Genomic DNA, 13964 nt, shown 5'->3' on the forward strand with positions numbered 1-13964 from the left:
CATTATTATTTATTATTAAGCTTTACGAACGTTAGTAGCTTGGGGACCACGTTGACCTTGCTCTACTTCAAAAGTAACTGCTTGACCTTCGTCTAAAGATTTGAAACCTTCGCTTTGGATTGCTGAGAAGTGAACGAATACATCGTCTCCAGCTTCGCGTTCGATAAATCCGAAACCTTTTTCTGCGTTAAACCATTTTACTTTACCTTGTTCCATTTTGTTTCCTCCTGCTGTGTGCTTTGCACACAATGTGTTACTATCCTTGCACTCAGTGATCATCAAGACGAAAAGTTAATCTTATACTATCCTTTACACCGACCAAAAATAATTCTTCTAAAGTTTAACATTTTTTAAAAGTATTTGCAAGACGACATAAACGCAACCATATTTGCCACTCTCAAATTTCACAATTGGTTTTAGATTATTATGTTGTTCTTATTCAAGTAAAGCACCCGTTAGCCATCCATGATGCGCAAAATCAGTGCTGCACCACAAAGAATGAAAATGGTTAGGAAGTGTCAATACTGATACTGACCTTAATCCAGTCAACCCTAATCCATAGACTTATTATTATCGCTCTCCTCTTTTTTTTAACGATTGAGCAGGGTCTTCTTAAGTATTGTCATTTTCTAATCTTGAAGAAACTTATTTTCATGGTAGTTGAAGAACGAATGATTTATTTTTTGGATATTAACTTGTTCCAATAATAGTCAAAAATAAATTCAAATATAACAAAAGCAAGCGAAACAAATAATGAACTTAATAAACCAAATGGAAGTTTAAATTTTTCACCAAAGATTATTAAGAATAAGTAGCAAAAAAGGAAACTAAAAATACTTTTTCTAAATGTCCATTTCAAAACTTTTCATCCTCTTTTTTATAATTCTATCGCACTCGTTAGTTGAAGAGTGGGGCATAGATTATTAAAAGAACTCCTAATAAAATAAGACCAACAATAATAATTAATCCATTACTTAAATCTAATACGACACCTAATATCACCCATATGAAATAGAAAATTTTAGTTTTTGTACTTTCATTTTTATAATTTTTATAAGCTTCTTTTATAAACCAACCTAAAATGATACTTCCGCCAACAACCAATATAATCCCAATAGCCACTATTTTCATAATCGTTCGGGTTTCTTACTCCTTTTAAGGAATTTATATAACTGTTAGTTTGTCACTTTTCTACTTTAACTAACCTGCCACGTAGCGGATGAAGAAAAAAAGCAGCCAAGAATGGCCGCCTCCATCTTCAACTCTTGCACCCGTTAGTTCAACAAGATGTAATCTTTTCAATTCTTACTTTCCTACATATTCAACCCTAACACCATTCACACTTCTGTCCATTTTGTAAGTCTCAGATTTTTTATCGTAAAAAACTTGTAATTTCTTTTCATCAATCCATCCAATAGTGAATTTTTCATCTGACCTAAATGTATTTCCAGATTTGTTTGGGAATTTATCATCTTTGTCTAAGATTGATAACTGGGGTGAAAAACCAGTCGTTGCCCCACAATCTCTGGTAAAAATATAAGCCACTTTTTTACCATTAGGAGAAGGCACATTTTGTACAATATCATTCCCACACATATCTCCAAATAATGTATCCAATACATACTTACCAGTCATAAATACAGCGAGTATTGTGATTATTGTTATCAAAATAGGTTTCAATTTATTTTTCATTTACTCACCTTGATTCAATTTGTATATTTGAAGTTTTCTTTAGCATTCCCAAAAGTCATTCTTGCACTAACCTGCCAGTTAGCACAACAAGAAAAAAGACCGCCTCAGCGATCATTTCTTCAACTCTCGCACCCGTTACTTTAAGTACATTACTTCACAAACTTTTCATCTTCCATATTTATTATGTAAACATCATTACCCTTTACTAAAAACAATTTGTTCCCTCTGCCAACGGCATAATCATATTTAAGTTCTTCTCCATCCTGATTAACTGTTCGAAATGTTCTTCTTTTATTGTCCATTAAAGAATACAAGTACACCACAGCCTTATGGTCATAACCATGGCTAAACAAAACCAAATCATTTAAGATTGCAAATGCATGACTTCCTTGGACAGGAACATTACGAAAAATCTTATAGCCAGTCTTATATAATGTTACAAGAGGAAAGTCAGAATAGTAATAAATATTGGTGCCTTCTGAAGTGACATTTAAAGCATAACAATCATCTATGAATGGAACTTTTCTCCTGGTTTGAATGACAAAATCAGCGTAATCAAATGTTTTAAACCCTTGTTTATCATAACATCTTAAACCTGAACCCATATTTTCATCAAAATAACTTACCCATATATCAGAATCCTTTGACGTTTGCACATCTTGAATTGCATCATCAAACTCGAACGTTTTTAACACATTTCCATGAACATCAAATAAAGTAGCGTTTCTTAAATACCCCTCTTCCTCATCGGTTCTTGCACTAACCAATAACCAATTCTCCTCAAGAGGTTGAGCATAACTAAATGGTAGCAATACCGAAGGAAGTCTGATTTCATTTATATTTCCATTTACAACATGAAATACCTTATGCAAGTACCTTCCCTGTATTTTCTGTTTTGTTAATAAAATAATATTTCCGTCAAAATCGACATTAACTCCATAACTTTCTTGGATACCAGTAATATGACTAACGTTCAGATAATGGCTTGCTTTTATATCACTCATTAACCACTTTTGCTCATCAGAAATCCATTTATTATTATGTAAGTCAAAGGATTTATCGTCATCGTCGAAACTAACATAGGCAGGTAACTTAAGAGTTTGTCCGTTTGCCTTATTCCAACAAGCAACAAACCACTCCATACAAGCTTGTGTCTCAGCTTTGGATATTTCATCCTCAATCCGCTCATAAAACTCCCAGAACTTATATGAATCCTCATCTGGAAGATCGTAGTATTCTATATCTCCCATCAATTCGTAACTTCCTGCAAAAATACTTTTATCTTTCCCTTCATAAAAAACTTCATTTGATTCTCTGTCCATAGAAAACATCATAACGGAAAGGTTAAATGGATGGATAAAGAGGGAGAAATCTAATAAATCTACCTCGTTGTAATAATTAAATTTAAGCGTTTCTATTATAGTTTCAACCAGTTTCTGAGAGTTTTTTTGAAGATTTTCTTTTAACGAATTAATATACTTTTCTTTTGTGAACACATAATTCCCCTCATCTTTCAAAAAGTATCTTTAGCATATATAGTATCCATCATTAAAGTAAAAGGAATATCCTCTTGTTATTGAACAAACCTGCCCCGATAGCGGAACAAGAAAAAGAGCCGCCGCAGCAACCCTTTGTTAAAAACAAACACCTTAAGTTGAAGTACATAAACTTGTAATCATTTTCTATTTTTCTTTAAATACAATAATTCAAAGATGAATGCAATTAGACATAATCCCATCACTGAATCAATTATATTTTGAACTAAAATTGAATCAATTTTTAGGATACGAGTGATAATATCAGAAAGTAAAATAATAAAGAAGATCAACCACAATATTTTTTGCTTTTTAGAAAGATTAGAAACAGGTTCAAAAAAAGTCGTTAATTTCATAAAAAATCACCTATATTTCTTTTATTCATCTGTTTTAATTATATCAACAAAAAGTGATAATCCCCATTTTTTAGTAAATAATCATATTCCTTCTTCAACTAAACTGCCCCCGTTAGCACAAGAAGAAAGCCACCAAAAATCGTAGCTGTATCTTAAACTCTTGCACCCAGTTACTTTAAGTGAATTGATTTATAAACTTACTGGGTATTTACCTAAAAAAGCTGAATTACTTTAGATATAAAGGCTAAAGGAAAATAGAAGGATTTACTTTCCTCTTTCGTCTCTTAAAATACATAGTAGGAGGTTGAGCAGCATGTTATTGCATCAAATTTGGAATGGAATGCTTCTTTCGATAAAAATAGGAACATGTAGAAGTATAATGGAAACATGTAGTTTAAGTTAAGGAGGGTTGATAAAGTTGGGGGAATTTCTAAATTTTTCATATAAGGGTTTTAGGTACAAACTTTATGTTCCGAGCGAATATCAAGCGGAAAAAGATACTCCTTTGATGGTGATGCTTCATGGATGTGAACAAGATCCGGATGATTTTGCTGCTGGAACTAATATGAACGAGCTTGCTGAAAAAGAAAACTTTCTCGTACTCTATCCTGACATGAATCACCTGTTTAATCCTTCGAATCCGGCTGCTTATAACCCTTTTGGCTGCTGGAACTGGTTTTTGGATAAAAATCAGCACCGTGGAGAGGGACATCCCAAGTTAATTAATGCGATCATTAATCAGATTAAAGGTACATACCGCATTGATTCAAGTAAGGTGTACGCAGTTGGATTATCTGCAGGTGCGGCACTTGCTTGTATTCTTGGAGTTACCTATCCAGATGTATTTAGCGGTATCGGAGTGTGTGCAGGACTTCCCTATGATGCTGCGAATGTATTTTTTCTAACCGATCCAATGGCTAAGGCTGCTAAAGAAAGCATGCAAAAAGGCGTTTCGGACCCCTATGCATGTGGTAACAGCGCCTTTCAGGAAATGGGAAAGTTCAAGAAGAAAATGCCTGTTATTGTTTTCCATGGTATCTGCGATACAGTTGTACATCCCATTAATGGACAACAGGTTATCATACAGTGGGCACAAACTAATTTTCTTGTAGAAGGTGGTACAGGAAGAGCCGGTATTACACCTCACCAGGTCAAGTCAGACCTTATCAATGGAAAAAGTTGTACTAAACATGTATACGGTGATGGGGGCGGTGAACTTTTAATGGAACTATGGATGATCGATCAAATGGGGCACGCATGGTCTGGCGGGAACTTAAATGGTTCATATACCGACCCATTAGGGCCAAATGCAACAGAAATCATTTGGAATTTTTTCACCAAACATCATCAGCACACTGTTGATAATCTGGTTGATAATCTGGTCGAAACACCTAAAAAGAACTTTTTTCGTGACCTTTTTACAAAGCTTTTTAAGAAAAGAGGATAAAACTATTCATCTTATTCTCTTAAGTCCACCTACTCCAACCACATCCTCGAATGCCACCCGGTTAAACTCGCAAGGCTTTACTGCTTCACGAAGTTGATGAGTAATTGGATCAACGTAATGAAATCAAACGTTGCATATCGAATGCTAAATGTAAAAAAGACGCAGGTCCAGACAATCCAATCCATAGATCTAAGAATTGAGGCTCTCTTCATTTTTTTTAACGAATGAGATGGGTCTTCTTTGGTGTTGTCTTTTTCTAATGTTGAAGAAACTTATTTTCATGGTAGTTGAAGATTAATTGCTCCAGTAACCAAATAACAGGATTGATAAAATAAAAGTTGGTATTAATAGTAAAATCTTAATTCGCAACCTAATAGTGTCAACAAAAAAGAAACGGATTTTTCGCCCGCTTCTTATCGAAAGTTTTGTTCAATGAATTTTTGTTCTTCTTCGGGTGTCAACAATTGTGTCGCAACTCCGATTGTCCCGTTTTGAAGAGAAAGAATTTCGTTGTGTGCTTCGACCGCATTTTCGAAATTCCCTTCGTTCCATTCGTCCAGGATTCGTAAATAAACGTCTTCGTGAACATAATCCGTTTCGTCTATTGTTTTAAGCAATTCGTCAATTCTTTCGGGCGTCATTTCGGTCGACCCGTCCTTCATATCTGCAGCAACTTTTTGGTGCGTCATACGGTGAACTATCCATTGGAATTCAGCTTCAGTAGGAACGTAAATGCCTTCAGTGATTTTCGCTTCAAGTTTGGCTTCGTTTTCTATATCTGTGTCAAGCGAAGTTTCGGTTCCCACTTTTTCTTTCCAGTCACTAGTCATAGCTTGATATATTAGCACACCGACGACAATGACCCCCAATACCCCAACAATCGAAATACCAATCAAAAGTCTGTTCAAAAATTTATCCATTTACCCAACCGCCCCTTTTATACCTATCACAATTTTTTATTCTTATGAATACGGATTTCAAATCATTTCATTTCAAAATACGGGTCAATCAAAGATTCTTTTTCAACTACAACATGACGAAGTTCCTCCACAAGTTCGGCAATTTCCCATTGTGCCCCACGTCCTTTTCTACGTTTTGAATAGAAATAACGATCGAACCCATTAAAACAAAAATGTAGGGAATTACTCCCTGCATTGTTTGTAACATTTTAAAGGAAATTTTGAAAAGGTAGTTCCCCCTTTTCCCTCCAGGGTTAATTATACCAACAAATTTAATGACATAGGACTTTAGCCGCAATAATTATTGCTAAAAAAATAGAGAGAAATACAATCATTATGACTGTATTCCCCTCATTAATTGATACATTATTAACAAAAAGTTATGCATCTACCGCAGCTGGATCAACAAATCCAAACTCAATTTTTCCGGAATGCTCATTCTTCTGCTCTAATTTGTCTGTCGGTTTGAATCCAGCGCGATCAAGAATATCCTTTAACGCATTTATACGGACACTTTCCGATTCCGCGTTCTGGGCAAGCTCAAACAACATTTCAGTCGCTTTCTCTGCCATACCCGCCAGACGGCTTTGGATTCGTTCTCGTCGCTCTTTTTCTAATTCGTCAATATATTCCTTCACACGGGGATTTCTAAGCAGTCGGTAAGCCTCTTGAGATGCGCCGATTTCCGCGTATCCAGCGTGAATCGCCGCTTTTTGGCCGTTGCTTATCTCAATAAAGATTTCAGCAAATTTTTTCTGCTTGTCGGTTAGATTATCAACAGTTTTCATAATAGATTCCCCCATTTCTGTTGCTGTAACTCCAATAATAAATGGTACACCTCTCACAGCAATCATGCCTGTACCTTTTGTTACCTCCCAATAAAGATGTTGCACAGATTCCTATATCTATATAACCATTATAGAACATTTGTTCTCAAATGTAAAAACTTTCAATTGTAACCAATAAAGTCCATTGTACAAATTAACGCTATTTTATATTGTAAAAATAGGTCATAGCGGTCATATATGCTGTTCTACCGCCTTAAGTACGATATTGAGCAAAAGGAGAACAAAATGGACGATTTAATCGCTCATAAAAAATATTTTCAGGATTTAGAGGAGGACAAGCAACTTAGTTTCGGTCCAATTACCTCTAAAGAAGTTGAAACTAGCTACGCAAGACAAAAGTTTATGATAGCAATTTGTGACGTTGCGCCTGAGTGCCAAAAGGAGTTGAAACTACTCTTCCATAATAATTACTCGTTAGTACAACAACTTTTATCTAAAACAGAGAATAGATTTCCTGCTTCAATTGAAAAAATACTGCCTTTTAAAGAAGGAAAATTTCTCCATCAATTATTACTGAAGTGGAGCAATGATTGGAACATAAACGAAGAATGGATGGTTGAAAATGGATGGATAGCAATCCTATCCTGGTTCCACAAATCAGAGCTTATAAAGGGATGGTTTTGGTATGACAATCGAGAAAAATTGGTCCAGGCTCTAACTAAGGCAGCAGTGGCAGAAAAACGAATGAAAATGGATCCCGAATACCCACAGAAATATAATCCACTTATTCATAGGAGTAAAAAAGAGTTCAACAAACTGAACAAAAAGGCAAGTAAAGAAAAAGAAAATCAGTTATTGATAAAATACGGTCTAAAGCGTACAGCAAAAAAAGAGCAACGACACTTTGAATGGCTCGTACACCATCGACTTCTAAAATTAAATGAAAAAGAGATAGCTCAATTGATAATTGATGATGAGGGGGAGGAAAAAGATATACGGCCTGAATCAATAAAAAAGGCAATAAAGGAAGCCTCAAATCTTGTAGGATTCAAAATATAATATTATATCATATTTTTTCAAAAAAATCCTGACGAAGAAAATTTCTTCACTCGTCAGGATTCTTTTTTTTGCCTGTTATAAAGTTTTGTCTGTAAGCAGCTCACGTCATCTTAGGCATGTTGCTTATAGACAATTTAAGGAGTGGTTTTTTTGTTAATTAAAACATCAAGGCATTTAACCGAAGAAAAAAAGGACTTAATTGAGGCGATAGTTAAGGAGCGAGTAATTATAGTTCCAAAAGGAGTTTTTAAAATTTTTATTTATGATGAAAAAGGCGAATTTATTGTATATGGAGAACGAGTTGAAGATGAAGAAGATGAAGGAGATGAAGGAGTTTTTGATGAAATCGCAAGGTTCAATGATATCGAAGATTGCTGGGTGTATACGAAAACAATTGCTGAGGAATTAGACTTGTCTTTTAAAGACATTGATTTTGTGAAAGTGTTATTTACTCAATTGTAGCTTATAAATGATATTTGGGAAGTGAGCATTATGACCTTTTCTACAAAAGAGAAAAAAACTAGCTATTTTGTAATTGACGAAATCAAAGAGCGACTAAGTATTGAAGATGCACTAATCCAGTATGGAGGGCTGAAATTAAAAGAGAAACGTCGATTTTACGGCAAATCTTATAATATTAAATGCCCCTTACACGATGACCTCAACCCTTCCTTTACTATTTGGCCGAAAACAAAGTCCTGGAAATGTCATGCTGGCTGCGGAAGCGGTGATGTAATAAACCTAGTTAGTAAATTGCAAGGTTTCTCAAACACAGAAGCAAAAATCATGCTACAGAAACAACTAGGAATAGCAAATAAATGGTCAGCAAATGATTACTCCGAGTGGCAAAACGAACAAAAGCTTCTTCGAGGCTTTGAAGAAACAAAAGATCAAATTAGATTAGAATTACTGCGTTACAGAAATCTATTTAATCAAGCAATGAAACAAGTAGTTTCCTTCGACGATCTAGATAAACTGGTTGAGGTATATCACTTAAAGCCTATGATTGAAAAATATCTAGAAAAAATAGATTCCAATGATTTCGAAATACAGGTTGCTGCAGTTAAGCACCTGAAACCATTATTCCTTGAGGTGAATATTTAAATGAAAGAAAATCGTATTGAAATAATTAAAGAGGCCTTTTCAGAGAAGGAACTTTCCGAGTTAAAAACAAAGGGAGAGCAGCAACCCCACATTACTGCCCTACCAAAATCATTATATGAAACTATTATAACAAAATACCAAGAAAACATAAAGATGACAAACTACACACTGTATGACGGCCATCTTTGCTTAAAAAAGTCACCAGAAGATTACCTCCATCTCTGTAACTTTATACCGTTCATTACAAGGGAAACATACGAGGATGATGGTGTTGAACGTAAATTGTTTTACCATATCAGTGGTGCGTTGCTTAATCAGGAATGCATATTTCCAGAGATTTATATTCCCGCAGAGAATTTCCCAGCGCTAAATTGGGTTCAACCATCATGGGGGTTAAGAGCGAATATTCAGCCTGGCGCATCCATTAAGGATAGAATCCGACACGCTACACAAATTATGTCATCAGACTGCGAGAGGGACTATATTTATGCTCATTTAGGATGGAGAAAAATATACGGCGAATGGATTTACTTACATGCTGGTGGTGCAATTGGAAAAGAGAACATAACTGTAAAGCTAGAAAGTAATCAACTAGAGAAATACCAATTACCAACTGATGAAAAGGTTGACTTGAAGCAGGCTGCCCGAGCAAGCCTTGAGTTGTTAAAGACTGCTGATTTAGAAGTGACGCTACCACTGATTTCCATGGTTGGTCTTGCCCCACTCTGCGAGCCTCTCAGATTAGCCGGAATTGAACCGGCATTTGTGCTCTGGCTAGCAGGACCGAGTGGCTCTAGGAAATCCTCCTTGGCGGCATGTTTCCATTCACACTTTGGGTTATTTTGTAGCGGAAAAGACCTTCCTGCTAGCTTTAGAGATACAATGAATGCTATTGAAAAAAAAGCATTTATAACAAAGGATAGCTTATTGGTCGTTGACGACTACCATCCAACCTATTCTTCGCAGGAAAGCAAACGAATGGAGCAAATTGCACAGCAAATTTTGCGCGGTTATGGTGATCGAGTTGGTAGATCAAGGATGAAAGCAGATACGTCTTTACAAAAGACCTACCCACCACGTGGAATTTGTTTAATTACAGGTGAAGATACACCGAAAGCGGGTATTAGCACCACTGCTAGGTTCTTAGAGATAGAGCTTACAAGGAATTCAATTAATCTCGAAAGATTAAAGTCATGCCAAGAAAAGAATCATTGGTACAGTTACGCCTATAAAGGGTATATCGAGTGGCTAATACCCCAAATGGAACAATTACCGACTGTGCTTAAAAAGATGTTTAATGATAACAGAAATCGCTATCTAAACAAAGAAACACACGGCCGCGTAACTGAAACAATTTCTTGGTTACAAGTAGGTCTGGAGTTGTTGCTAGCTTTTTATGTTGAAGTCCAAGCCATTGACAGTATTCAAAAGGAAAAAATAATGGCACTTGCCATAGAAAATCTCGACAAAACAGCAAAAAAACATGCTTTTAATGTCAATTCACATGACCCAGTAATGTTATTCATAGAAGGCCTCCGCGATTTGATTAATTCTAAAGCTGTTAGCACCTACGATATTAAGGAAAACCCATACAGTGATGATAGGCATTTTATTGGATGGGAAGATAATGAATATTACTACTTTTTGCTCGCAAATGTAATGAAAGAAATAAACCTTTTTTTCCAGGGCCAAGGTCAAAGGTTTCCTGTTTCAAAGAATATGCTGTCAAAGATGCTTGCTGAGCGGCAGATGATTGAAGTAGAAAAATCTGAAAATGAGGTACGCAATACTGTTAGGGCCTATGTAGGTAAAGAACAGAAACAATCAAGAGTGATGAAATTAAAAAAGGCTGCTCTTTTATAAATAAATTTAAGGTCATGTAGGTCATCAAGACCTATGTGACCTTAAAAAACAATACAACACATAAATTAGATTCCGAAACTTTTGCTTAGATTGGCAGCATAATGTCCGCCAAAGCTATAAAAAAAAATTAAAAGAGTAGGAGAAATATTTTATGACAACTTTTGAATTGCCGGAAGTGTTGGAGGTAAAGGATATCCAATTATTCTTAGGAATTGGTCGAAGCCAAGCTTATAAATTAGCAAAATCAAAATCGTTTCATGCTGTGACAGTTGGCAAACGTATTCTTGTTTCAAAAAAATCATTTTTAGAATGGTTTGAAGGCAACCACTTAACTGCCTGAAAATTCACTATTGATCATGATAGAACCAAATGGACGCCAAGACACGTTTTGCAACCAGGGGGATATTCCATTATTATGACAGTAGGTGCAAATGCTTGGTGTCCGGCTAATTATGGAGGAAAATAAATGGCTGGTTACCCAAAAAAAGATAAGAATGGAACATATTATTTTGTTTTAGAGGCCGGAAAAGATGCTACTGGCAATCGAAAAAGAATTAAGAGAAGGGGCTTTAAGAAAATTAGTGAAGCTAAGGCAGCCATGGCGGAACTGATGGTTGAACTTAAAAAGGGCAATTTGATGAAAGAGGAAAAGATGTCTTTAGGTATCTATCTAGATTATTGGATGGAAAATTACGTCAAGACGAATCTAAAACCTAAAACAAGTGCCGAGTATGAAAAGATAATCAAAAAATATCTCCAACCTTCTTTAGGCCATATCATGCTGAATGAATTAAAAAGTACTCAGCTTCAAAACTACTATAAAGAAAAATTAGAGGTTTTGTCCGCTCAATCAGTGACACATCACCATCGTGTCCTCTCAAAAGCTTTAAATGACGCGATTGATTGGGAGTTTATAAGCAAAAACGTGGCCAAAGGGGCAAAACCACCTAGACCAATAAAACGTGAAATGAACACGCATACGGGGGAGCAGATTAATTTACTGCTCAAGACAGCTAGAGAAAAAACTCCTGTATTTTATCCCATTATATTTGCCGTTGCCCATACAGGAATGAGAAAAAGCGAATTAATCGGTTTGACCTGGAACAATGTAGATCTAAAGACGGAAAAAATCTACATACGGCAAACCATTACGGAAGCAAATGGGAAGTATTTTTTTAATCCCATTCCGAAAAGTGAGAAACCAAGAGGGGTAAAGTTAACAGCGGAACTTTCGAAATTATTACAGATATTAAAAGAGGATCATGAGAATCGGAAAAATATTCTTGGGGACAGCTTTAATCCTCACAACCTCGTCTTTTGCAATTCAAAAGGAAATATCATGGCTCCTTCTGAAATATCACGAGCGCTTAAAAGAGCTTTAAAGGCCGCAAGTTTGCCGGATATCCGTTTTCATGATTTACGTCATTCGCATGCAACGATTTTATTAAAGGCAAATGTACATCCGAAAATCGTAAGTGCCCGATTAGGCCACTCCAAAATACAAGTGACCATGGATACCTATTCTCATCTTACCGATTCAATTGAAGCCATTGCTGTGGACCAATTGGATAAGTTGCTTCAATAAAGAAACTTAAAAGGCACTAAAATGTGAATGGCACCATTTGGGCACCAACCAATAAAAAAAGACCGAAAGCCCTCTGGTCTATGTAAGAAAAGAATTCGTGAGAACCCTTGATATGATTGAGTTGGCGGGACTGCGTGGGAATCGAACCCACCAGACCTGGCACGCAGGTCTCAAGCAGTTTTGAAGACTGTGGAGGACACCAGTACCCCATTCAGCCCCATGGATGTAAATATATCAATATAGTTATGACTATAGAAACTAAGTATAACCTATCCCTATAGAAATCTCTATCACATGTTATCATATTACAATGGAATATGGTGATAATCAATAAGATCCGCGTATTTGTCATTTTTTCGACAAGCTTTTCAATAGTCAAAAAAGTATTCTTAAGTTGATAGGAGAATACTTTAAAATCAATTTACAGCATAAGATCATTAGGCTAAATTCATACAATTATGTCCAATACTTGTCTAAACTTATAAAAAAAGACTATAATAAGATGAAAAAATAGTTATTTATGTGGGTGAATAGATATGCTTCATGGTTGGTTTTTATGGTTTATCCTGTTCTGGGTAGTTTTCCTAGTTGGTTCTTTTGCCATCGGTGGATTTTTTATGTTCCGGAAGTTTTTGAAAAAGATGCCGAAAGAAGACGGCAAGTCTGTTATGGATTGGGAGGAACATTATGTTAAAGAATCCCGTCACTTGTGGGGACCTGAGGAGAAAGAGCTCCTAGAGGATTTAGTCAGTCCTGTTCCTGAGCTTTTCCGTGATGTGGCCAGACATAAGATTGCTGGAAAAATTGGCGAAATCGCCTTAAAAGAAAAAGCTCCAAAAATTACAAAAGATTTAGTTATTCGTGGCTATATCCAAGCAACACCAAAAAGAGATCATAAATTCTTGCGTAAAAAGCTTTTTGAAAATCGAATTGATGTTGCTCCCTTTGAGCACCTATTTTAACCGTCCATCAAGGGACGGTTTTTTGTTTTTCAAGAAAAAAACTGACCCTTCAAAAGGACCAGTTTTCCACACCAAACTATATCTGTTTCCCACTATGAAGCTGTTTAAACAGTTTTTTATAATCCAAATACATCGCAATCCGCCAAGGTACAATCATACAATAGGCCAGGAAGAAGAACATGCCGCTTAGTTCACCAAAATCGATGGTCGCACTTAATACCGACTTCATAACTAAGCGAACAACTAATAGGCCAATCAAAATAAAGAAAAATGCTTTGGAGCGTTTTAGATAAATATCGTTATCACGAATCTCAAACTTCGAGGTTTTAATTAATAATATAGAGAATAGCATCCCCACGATCGCTGCCTCAATCATTTCAGCTCCAGTTAATCTAAATTGCGGATCCATATACATTAAAGCCCCACTCGACATGAACAGAGGCGGTAGAATTATTTTACGAGCATTGGTGGGTTTTTTTGCGGCTTTCATCCGGACCACTAAGGCCAGAGTACCCATAAACACCGCTCCAATTGAAGAAGCAAGAACTATGTTCATTAGATTCATTCCTTATCTAATTTATTTACTAACCCATTATAACTCAAATAAATGGATT

The 13964-nt window shown here is 35.9% G+C and carries 15 protein-coding genes, 1 tRNA gene and 1 pseudogene; 8 read left to right on the top strand and 9 right to left on the bottom strand.

Annotated elements, in window-relative coordinates; all coding sequences use genetic code 11:
• Window positions 1–15 precede the first annotated feature (15 nt).
• The 4 genes from V7659_RS00345 to V7659_RS00360 all read right to left on the bottom strand — a co-directional run bounded on the left by V7659_RS00345 (window position 16) and on the right by V7659_RS00360 (window position 3188).
• Window positions 16–216: a cold-shock protein gene (locus V7659_RS00345; RefSeq protein ID WP_007083691.1), complete on the bottom strand. Its 201-nt coding sequence runs from the start codon at window positions 214–216 to the stop codon at window positions 16–18.
• A 681-nt stretch (window positions 217–897) separates the two neighbouring features.
• The gene (locus V7659_RS00350; RefSeq protein WP_335537417.1) at window positions 898–1131 is read right to left on the bottom strand and encodes a hypothetical protein; all 234 of its coding nucleotides are present in this window, start codon (window positions 1129–1131) and stop codon (window positions 898–900) included.
• A gap of 174 nt (window positions 1132–1305) precedes the next feature.
• Window positions 1306–1692: a hypothetical protein gene (locus V7659_RS00355; protein WP_335537418.1), complete on the bottom strand. Its 387-nt coding sequence runs from the start codon at window positions 1690–1692 to the stop codon at window positions 1306–1308.
• A 149-nt stretch (window positions 1693–1841) separates the two neighbouring features.
• Window positions 1842–3188 (bottom strand): hypothetical protein, encoded by a 1347-nt coding sequence (locus V7659_RS00360; RefSeq protein WP_335537419.1) that lies wholly within the window; start codon window positions 3186–3188, stop codon window positions 1842–1844.
• A gap of 813 nt (window positions 3189–4001) precedes the next feature.
• On the opposite strand from V7659_RS00360, the gene V7659_RS00365 reads away from it, so the two are divergent.
• On the top strand, window positions 4002–5030 hold the full coding sequence (locus V7659_RS00365) for an extracellular catalytic domain type 1 short-chain-length polyhydroxyalkanoate depolymerase (RefSeq protein WP_335537420.1): 1029 nt from the start codon (window positions 4002–4004) through the stop codon (window positions 5028–5030).
• A gap of 413 nt (window positions 5031–5443) precedes the next feature.
• Here V7659_RS00365 and V7659_RS00370 read toward each other — a convergent pair whose 3' ends face one another.
• The 3 genes and pseudogenes from V7659_RS00370 to V7659_RS00375 all read right to left on the bottom strand — a co-directional run bounded on the left by V7659_RS00370 (window position 5444) and on the right by V7659_RS00375 (window position 6843).
• Window positions 5444–5950, bottom strand: coding sequence for a DUF6241 domain-containing protein (locus tag V7659_RS00370; protein WP_335537421.1), 507 nt, complete (start codon window positions 5948–5950; stop codon window positions 5444–5446).
• Window positions 5951–6012: 62 nt separating this feature from the next.
• Window positions 6013–6135: pseudogene (locus V7659_RS32020) on the bottom strand (FAD-dependent thymidylate synthase); the annotation flags it as partial.
• A 234-nt stretch (window positions 6136–6369) separates the two neighbouring features.
• Window positions 6370–6843 carry a terminase small subunit gene (locus tag V7659_RS00375; protein ID WP_335537422.1) on the bottom strand — a complete coding sequence of 158 codons (474 nt, stop codon included), beginning with the start codon at window positions 6841–6843 and terminating at the stop codon, window positions 6370–6372.
• Window positions 6844–7062: 219 nt separating this feature from the next.
• Here V7659_RS00375 and V7659_RS00380 point away from each other — a divergent pair, with 219 nt between their 5' ends.
• The 6 genes from V7659_RS00380 (at window position 7063) to V7659_RS00405 (ending at window position 12388) form a co-directional block, all read left to right on the top strand.
• Window positions 7063–7836 (top strand): hypothetical protein, encoded by a 774-nt coding sequence (locus V7659_RS00380; RefSeq protein ID WP_335537423.1) that lies wholly within the window; start codon window positions 7063–7065, stop codon window positions 7834–7836.
• A gap of 150 nt (window positions 7837–7986) precedes the next feature.
• The gene (locus V7659_RS00385) at window positions 7987–8298 is read left to right on the top strand and encodes a hypothetical protein (RefSeq protein ID WP_335537424.1); all 312 of its coding nucleotides are present in this window, start codon (window positions 7987–7989) and stop codon (window positions 8296–8298) included.
• A gap of 30 nt (window positions 8299–8328) precedes the next feature.
• Window positions 8329–8940 carry a CHC2 zinc finger domain-containing protein gene (locus V7659_RS00390; protein ID WP_335537425.1) on the top strand — a complete coding sequence of 204 codons (612 nt, stop codon included), beginning with the start codon at window positions 8329–8331 and terminating at the stop codon, window positions 8938–8940.
• Window positions 8941–10803 (top strand): hypothetical protein, encoded by a 1863-nt coding sequence (locus V7659_RS00395; RefSeq protein WP_335537426.1) that lies wholly within the window; start codon window positions 8941–8943, stop codon window positions 10801–10803.
• Window positions 10804–10954: 151 nt separating this feature from the next.
• Window positions 10955–11143 (top strand): helix-turn-helix domain-containing protein, encoded by a 189-nt coding sequence (locus V7659_RS00400; protein ID WP_335537427.1) that lies wholly within the window; start codon window positions 10955–10957, stop codon window positions 11141–11143.
• 126 nt (window positions 11144–11269) lie between these two features.
• Window positions 11270–12388, top strand: a complete 1119-nt coding sequence (locus tag V7659_RS00405) for a site-specific integrase (RefSeq protein WP_335537428.1) — start codon at window positions 11270–11272, stop codon at window positions 12386–12388.
• A gap of 122 nt (window positions 12389–12510) precedes the next feature.
• Here the strand turns inward: V7659_RS00405 and V7659_RS00410 are convergent.
• Window positions 12511–12607 (bottom strand) — tRNA-Sec (locus tag V7659_RS00410).
• A gap of 317 nt (window positions 12608–12924) precedes the next feature.
• Between V7659_RS00410 and V7659_RS00415 the strand changes: the two genes are divergently transcribed.
• Window positions 12925–13350: a DUF2621 domain-containing protein gene (locus V7659_RS00415; protein WP_335537429.1), complete on the top strand. Its 426-nt coding sequence runs from the start codon at window positions 12925–12927 to the stop codon at window positions 13348–13350.
• A gap of 76 nt (window positions 13351–13426) precedes the next feature.
• Here V7659_RS00415 and V7659_RS00420 read toward each other — a convergent pair whose 3' ends face one another.
• On the bottom strand, window positions 13427–13906 hold the full coding sequence (locus V7659_RS00420; RefSeq protein ID WP_335537430.1) for a CcdC family protein: 480 nt from the start codon (window positions 13904–13906) through the stop codon (window positions 13427–13429).
• Between the last annotated feature and the right edge of the window lie 58 nt (window positions 13907–13964).

It is taken from the genome of Neobacillus drentensis (assembly GCF_036966985.1).
GTDB classification, from domain to species: Bacteria; Bacillota; Bacilli; order Bacillales; family Cytobacillaceae; genus Neobacillus; species Neobacillus drentensis_E.

Bases quoted from the DNA above. Each gene is read 5' to 3' on its own strand.
- V7659_RS00415 (WP_335537429.1), top strand. From the start codon at position 12,925: ATGCTTCATGGTTGGTTTTTATGGTTTATCCTGTTCTGGGTAGTTTTC.
- V7659_RS00405 (WP_335537428.1), top strand. From the start codon at position 11,270: ATGGCTGGTTACCCAAAAAAAGATAAGAATGGAACATATTATTTTGTT.
- V7659_RS00355 (WP_335537418.1), bottom strand. From the start codon at position 1,692: ATGAAAAATAAATTGAAACCTATTTTGATAACAATAATCACAATACTC.
- V7659_RS00390 (WP_335537425.1), top strand. From the start codon at position 8,329: ATGACCTTTTCTACAAAAGAGAAAAAAACTAGCTATTTTGTAATTGAC.
- V7659_RS00420 (WP_335537430.1), bottom strand. From the start codon at position 13,906: ATGAACATAGTTCTTGCTTCTTCAATTGGAGCGGTGTTTATGGGTACT.
- V7659_RS00370 (WP_335537421.1), bottom strand. From the start codon at position 5,950: ATGGATAAATTTTTGAACAGACTTTTGATTGGTATTTCGATTGTTGGG.
- V7659_RS00375 (WP_335537422.1), bottom strand. From the start codon at position 6,843: ATGATTGCTGTGAGAGGTGTACCATTTATTATTGGAGTTACAGCAACA.
- V7659_RS00380 (WP_335537423.1), top strand. From the start codon at position 7,063: ATGGACGATTTAATCGCTCATAAAAAATATTTTCAGGATTTAGAGGAG.
- V7659_RS00395 (WP_335537426.1), top strand. From the start codon at position 8,941: ATGAAAGAAAATCGTATTGAAATAATTAAAGAGGCCTTTTCAGAGAAG.
- V7659_RS00350 (WP_335537417.1), bottom strand. From the start codon at position 1,131: ATGAAAATAGTGGCTATTGGGATTATATTGGTTGTTGGCGGAAGTATC.
- V7659_RS00345 (WP_007083691.1), bottom strand. From the start codon at position 216: ATGGAACAAGGTAAAGTAAAATGGTTTAACGCAGAAAAAGGTTTCGGA.
- V7659_RS00400 (WP_335537427.1), top strand. From the start codon at position 10,955: ATGACAACTTTTGAATTGCCGGAAGTGTTGGAGGTAAAGGATATCCAA.